The following is a 4539-nucleotide window of genomic DNA, read 5'->3' as shown; positions in this document are numbered from 1 at the left end:
GTCGGATCAGCGCGCGCCGGTGCCGGCCCGTTCCACCAGGAAGTCGGGGCAATCCAGCCAGCCGTTGGCGACGCGGCCCTCGACCCGCGAGAGGCGGTACCGGCGCCGCAGGCTGCCGTCGAACAGCACGTCGATCTCGCGCAGGCGCTGGAAGACCACGAAGTCGTCCACGTTGGCGATGCGGATCTGCGAGCCCCGGATCGCGCGCCCGCGCCCGATCTGCGCCTCGATGAAATCGACGATCCGCTCCGGTGTCACCGCCACCCGCAGTCGGAACGCATCCTTGGCGGCGATGAAGGCTTCGATGGCCGGGTCGAGTTCGAATTCCGGGAGGGGTTCGCTCTCGATCGGGGGGCGGCGCAGGCGCGGGGCATAGCAATGCGGCTCGCCGATGGGTGGGCGCAGGAGCGAGACCTGGGGGTCCGGCAGGCCCGCGAGGTCGTCATCCGCCGACGCCACAGCCCGCAGGGCGGCGGCGGTGCGCTCGATCCGGTCGGAATCGCGGTGGTCGAGGGTGCGCAGCGCCGCCGCGATCCGCCGCTCCAGGCGGGCGACGATGTCGGCCACCGCATCCAGGTGCCGGTCGAGCCCCTCGAAGATCGACAGGATCTCGGCGAGATCGGCGCGGACCGCGCGCTCGGCCGCCTCCATGGTGGGGGCGCGGCCCTCGCGCAGACCGGCCTCGGCGAGCGCCCGCAGGGTCAGCGAATCGCGTAAGGCCCGCCCCGCCTCGCGCACGATGCCGGAGCGGAACCGGAAGGGATTGAGGCGGGTGTGCAGGGTCCGGTAGTCGCTGACGAGGTGGCGCGCCACGAACTCCTCGAAATAGAGCCGGAAGGCGGCGCCGTGGTCCGCCTCGCGCAGGATGCGCTCCTCGCTCTTGCGCATCGCCCCCGCGAGGCTGCGCAGGTGGCTGAGGAAGGCGCGCGCCGACTTGGCCGCATTGACCAGCGCCTCGGAGCGCTCGGCCGGGTTGGCGATGGCGCTTTCCAGGCTGCCCAGAACGTCGAGGACCGCACCGCCGTAGGAGCGCGTCTCGCCCCGGTTCAGCCGCGCCAGCTCCTCCACCAGGAGGCGGGCCTCGGGGTCGAACTCCACCACGGGGACGTAGCGTTCGCGCCGTTCGACCAGCCAGCCCGCGTCGAGCAGGCGGCGGTAGACCACGGAGCGGCGCTCCGCCGGGTCCGCCGGGGTCGCATCGTCGTCCGCGATCTCGCTGGCCGCGTAATCGGCCGCGAAGTCGCCGATCGCCGCCAGGACATCGCTCTTGCGCAGGGGCTCGGCGGTGTCGCCGAAGATCCGCGCGTGCAGATGCAGCAGCAGGGCCGCGTTGAAGGCGCGGCTCGGCGAGGCCAGCGGCTTGAAGAGGTCGTCGGAGAGGCAGTTGAACAGCATGGCGTCGGCGCGGACGATCGCCACGGCGGGGCGCGCAAGTCAAATCGCGGTAGGGACGGCGATCCGAAGGCGCGATGAACCTCGCCGCGCGGGCGTGCGTTGTCCCGCCGTCCACCGTGCGTCGCGCGGCGCGCCGTTTCGGAGTTTCCCCATGTTCAGCCGCCTGCCCACAGCAGCGCTCGTCGCGTCCTTCCTGGCCGCGACCACCCTCCTCGCGGGACTTCCCGCCCTGGCCCAGGCGACGGCGGACGCCCCGGGCCGGACGCTCGCCAATCCGGCGCCGGGCTCGCTCCGGGGCTCGAAAGTGATCGGCTTGCCCGTGATCGGCATGGACCATGTCCGGGTCGGCTCGGTCGAGGACCTCCTGCTGGCCAGCGACGGGCGCATCGCCGCCGTGGTGATCGGCGTCGGTGGTTTCCTGGGGATCGGCGAGAAGCTCGTCGCCGTGCCCTTCGATCAGGTCGCCTGGAACCTGAAGGACGTTCCCCTCACCTCCGGGCCGACCTCGGTGACGACGCCCGAGACGGCGCCCAGCAAGGCGGCCGCCGCCAAGGTCACGCCCGAGACCATGCCGGGGGCCGACACCAGCAGCGACGTACTCGGCGCGGTCGAGGACATGCATGCCGGCAAGGTCGGCGACACGACCGGATCGACGGCGGGCGCGACGGTGCCGAAGACGGAGCCGGCCACCGTCATGGCCGGCGGGACGCCACTGCACGCGGAGGTCCGCATGACGAAGGCGCAGCTCACGGCGGCCCCCGCCTTCAGCTACGACGCCGCGCGGAAGGCCGAGAAGTGAGCGCGGCGCAGGCAGGCCCCACGATGACGCGGGCGAGAACCCTCGCGGGCGCCGCCCTGTTTTCGCTCGCCATGATGGGCCACGCGTTGGCCCAGCAGATGAACCCGGCACCGCCGATCCGGGAGTCCGCCCCATCCGGCTCGAACTCCGCGGCCGCCAACGCGGCGGCGACGGATTTCAACTGGATCTGGGCAAGCCTCGTGGTGGCGGTCCTGGTCTTCGTGGTCTGGTACGTGGTCCGGCGCCGGCAATCGCGCCGATAGCCGGTGCTGCCCGACTTGGCGGCGCTACTTTACGGCGCTGGGGAAGAACAGTTGCTCGCCACCGATCTTGTAGCTCGCGATGGCCGCCTGTCCCTCGGGGGAAACGAGCCAGTCGATGAAGGCCTGGCCTTCCTTGGCCTTCACGGCCGGGTGCTTCCCGGGGTTCACCAGCATGACGCCGTAGGGGTTGAACAGGCGCTTGTCGCCCTCGACCACGATACCAAGGTCGCCCCGGTTCTTGAACGACAGCCACGTGCCGCGATCGGCCAGGATGTAGGCGTTGAGGGCCGAGGCGGCGTTGAGGGCCGGCCCCATGCCCTGCCCGACGTCGCGGTACCAGTCGCCCTTGACGGCGGCGAGATCGACGCCCGCCTCCTTCCAGGTCCGTAGCTCGGCGCTGTGCGTGCCGGAGCGGTCGCCGCGCGAGACGAAGGGCGCCTTGGCGGTGCCGAGCTTGGCGAAGGCCGCCGCGACGTCCTGACCCTTCACGCCGGCCGGATCGGATTTCGGGCCGACGAGGACGAAGTCGTTGTACATCACGTCCTGGCGCTTCGTGGCGAAGCCCTCACTCAGGAACTTCTCCTCGGCCGGGCGGTCATGCACCAGCACCACGTCGGCATCGCCCCGCCGGGCCGCGTCGAGGGCCTGGCCCGTGCCGAGGGCCACGACCTTCACGGCGATGCCGCTCCCGGCCTCGAACAGGGGCAGCAGGTGCTTGAAGAGGCCCGATTGCTCGGTGGACGTGGTGGAGGCCACCACGATGGAGGCGGGTTCCGCCCTGAGCGCCGGTGCGAGCCCGAAGGCGCCGGTCAGGCCCAGGGCGGCGGCGAGGGCGCGAACTAAGAGACGGCGGCGAAGGAGGTCCAAGGCAGTTCTCCAGCGATGTAGGCCCGGGTCTCGGGCCTCTGGGGGGCAGTGAGGATGGCGCGGGCCGGGCCGTGCTCGACGGCGCGGCCCCTCGCGAGCACGAGCACGTCGGCGGCGAGCCGCATGACCTGCCCGAGATTGTGCGAGACCAGCACGACCTTCGTGCCGCGCGCGGCCATCTCGGCCAGTAGCGCCTCCACGAGTTCGGTGACGGCGGGGTCGAGGTTGGCGGTGGGCTCGTCCGCCAGGAGAAGGCCCGGCTCCACCGCCCAGGCGCGGGCGAGGGCCAGGCGCTGCTGCTCGCCACCCGAGAAGCGCGTCGCCGGATCCCCGGCCCGGTCGGCGAGGCCGACGCGGGCCAGTGCCGCGCGGGCCCGACCCTCGCGCTCGGTGCGGTCGAGCCGCAGGGGCGCGAGGGCCAGGGCGACGTTGGCCAGAGCGCTCGCCCGCACCAGGGCCGGGCGTTGGAACACGAAGGCGCGCCGTACGGGCGCGGAGGCGACGATCCGAACCTGACCGCGGGTCGGGGCGATGAGGCCGTCGATGATCCGAAGCGTGATGCTCTTGCCGGCGCCGTTCGGGCCGATCAGGGCGGTGATGCCGGCCGCCGGAATGTCGGCGGTCAGCCCGTCGAGAATCGTCGTGCCGTTGCGGCACAGGACGAGGTCGTCGAGGTGCAGGCTCGGCATCGCGCTCATCCGAAGGCCCGCACGGCGTACCCGCGCAGGAGGGCGGCCGCGCCGTTCACCGCGATGACGATGCCCATCAGCACGAGGCCGATAGCGAGGGCGAGGGCGAGGTCGCCCTTCTGGGTCTCGAGGGAGATCGCCGTGGTCATGGTCCGGGTATGGCCGTCGATGTTGCCGCCGACGACCAGCACCGCGCCGATCTCCGAGATCGCCCGTCCGAAGGCGGCAAGAGCCGTCGTCACGAGGGAGAAGCGGGTGTCGTGGATCAGGGCCAGCGCCCGGCGCGGCGCCGAGAGCCCGAGGGAACGCAACTGCTCACCGAGATGGGCCTCCGAATCGGCGATCACCTGCCGGGTCAGGGCGGCGATCAGGGGCGTCGCCAGCACGGCCTGCGCCGCCACCATTGCGGTCGGCGTGAACAGCAGGCCGAGGCTTCCGAACGGTCCGGACCGTGACAGGAGCAGGTAGAGCACCAGCCCGACGATGACGGGGGGTAGACCCATGAAGGCGTTCAGGAGCCCGACCA

General features: G+C 72.0%; 6 protein-coding genes. 2 read left to right on the top strand and 4 right to left on the bottom strand.

Annotation, left to right across the window (positions count from 1 at the left end):
- Window positions 1-6: 6 nt before the first annotated feature.
- Window positions 7-1395: a Wadjet anti-phage system protein JetA family protein gene (locus K2X24_RS16965; protein ID WP_292499513.1), complete on the bottom strand. Its 1389-nt coding sequence runs from the start codon at window positions 1393-1395 to the stop codon at window positions 7-9.
- A 151-nt stretch (window positions 1396-1546) separates the two neighbouring features.
- Here K2X24_RS16965 and K2X24_RS16960 point away from each other — a divergent pair, with 151 nt between their 5' ends.
- Window positions 1547-2194, top strand: coding sequence for a PRC-barrel domain-containing protein (locus K2X24_RS16960; protein WP_292499512.1), 648 nt, complete (start codon window positions 1547-1549; stop codon window positions 2192-2194).
- A complete protein-coding gene (locus tag K2X24_RS16955; RefSeq protein ID WP_292499511.1) occupies window positions 2191-2457 on the top strand; it encodes a hypothetical protein in 267 nt (88 codons plus the stop codon). Before K2X24_RS16960 ends, K2X24_RS16955 begins: the two co-directional genes overlap by 4 nt.
- A gap of 24 nt (window positions 2458-2481) precedes the next feature.
- On the opposite strand, the gene K2X24_RS16950 is transcribed toward K2X24_RS16955, so the two are convergent.
- From K2X24_RS16950 to K2X24_RS16940, 3 genes are all read right to left on the bottom strand, one after another.
- Window positions 2482-3324 (bottom strand): extracellular solute-binding protein, encoded by an 843-nt coding sequence (locus tag K2X24_RS16950; protein ID WP_292499510.1) that lies wholly within the window; start codon window positions 3322-3324, stop codon window positions 2482-2484.
- Complete coding sequence (locus K2X24_RS16945; RefSeq protein ID WP_292499509.1) at window positions 3297-4022, bottom strand: ATP-binding cassette domain-containing protein; 726 nt, start codon at window positions 4020-4022, stop codon at window positions 3297-3299. The genes K2X24_RS16950 and K2X24_RS16945 overlap by 28 nt, the downstream gene beginning before the upstream one ends.
- Window positions 4019-4539 (bottom strand): ABC transporter permease (locus tag K2X24_RS16940; protein ID WP_292499508.1); only part of this gene is annotated, 521 nt, incomplete at its 5' end. The genes K2X24_RS16940 and K2X24_RS16945, both read right to left, overlap by 4 nt.

The sequence above is a fragment of the Methylobacterium sp. genome (genome assembly GCF_019750675.1).
Classification (GTDB): Bacteria; Pseudomonadota; Alphaproteobacteria; order Rhizobiales; family Beijerinckiaceae; genus Methylobacterium.
The sequence above is the reverse complement of the archived record's forward strand: the minus strand, read 5'-3'. Positions and strand labels throughout refer to the sequence as shown.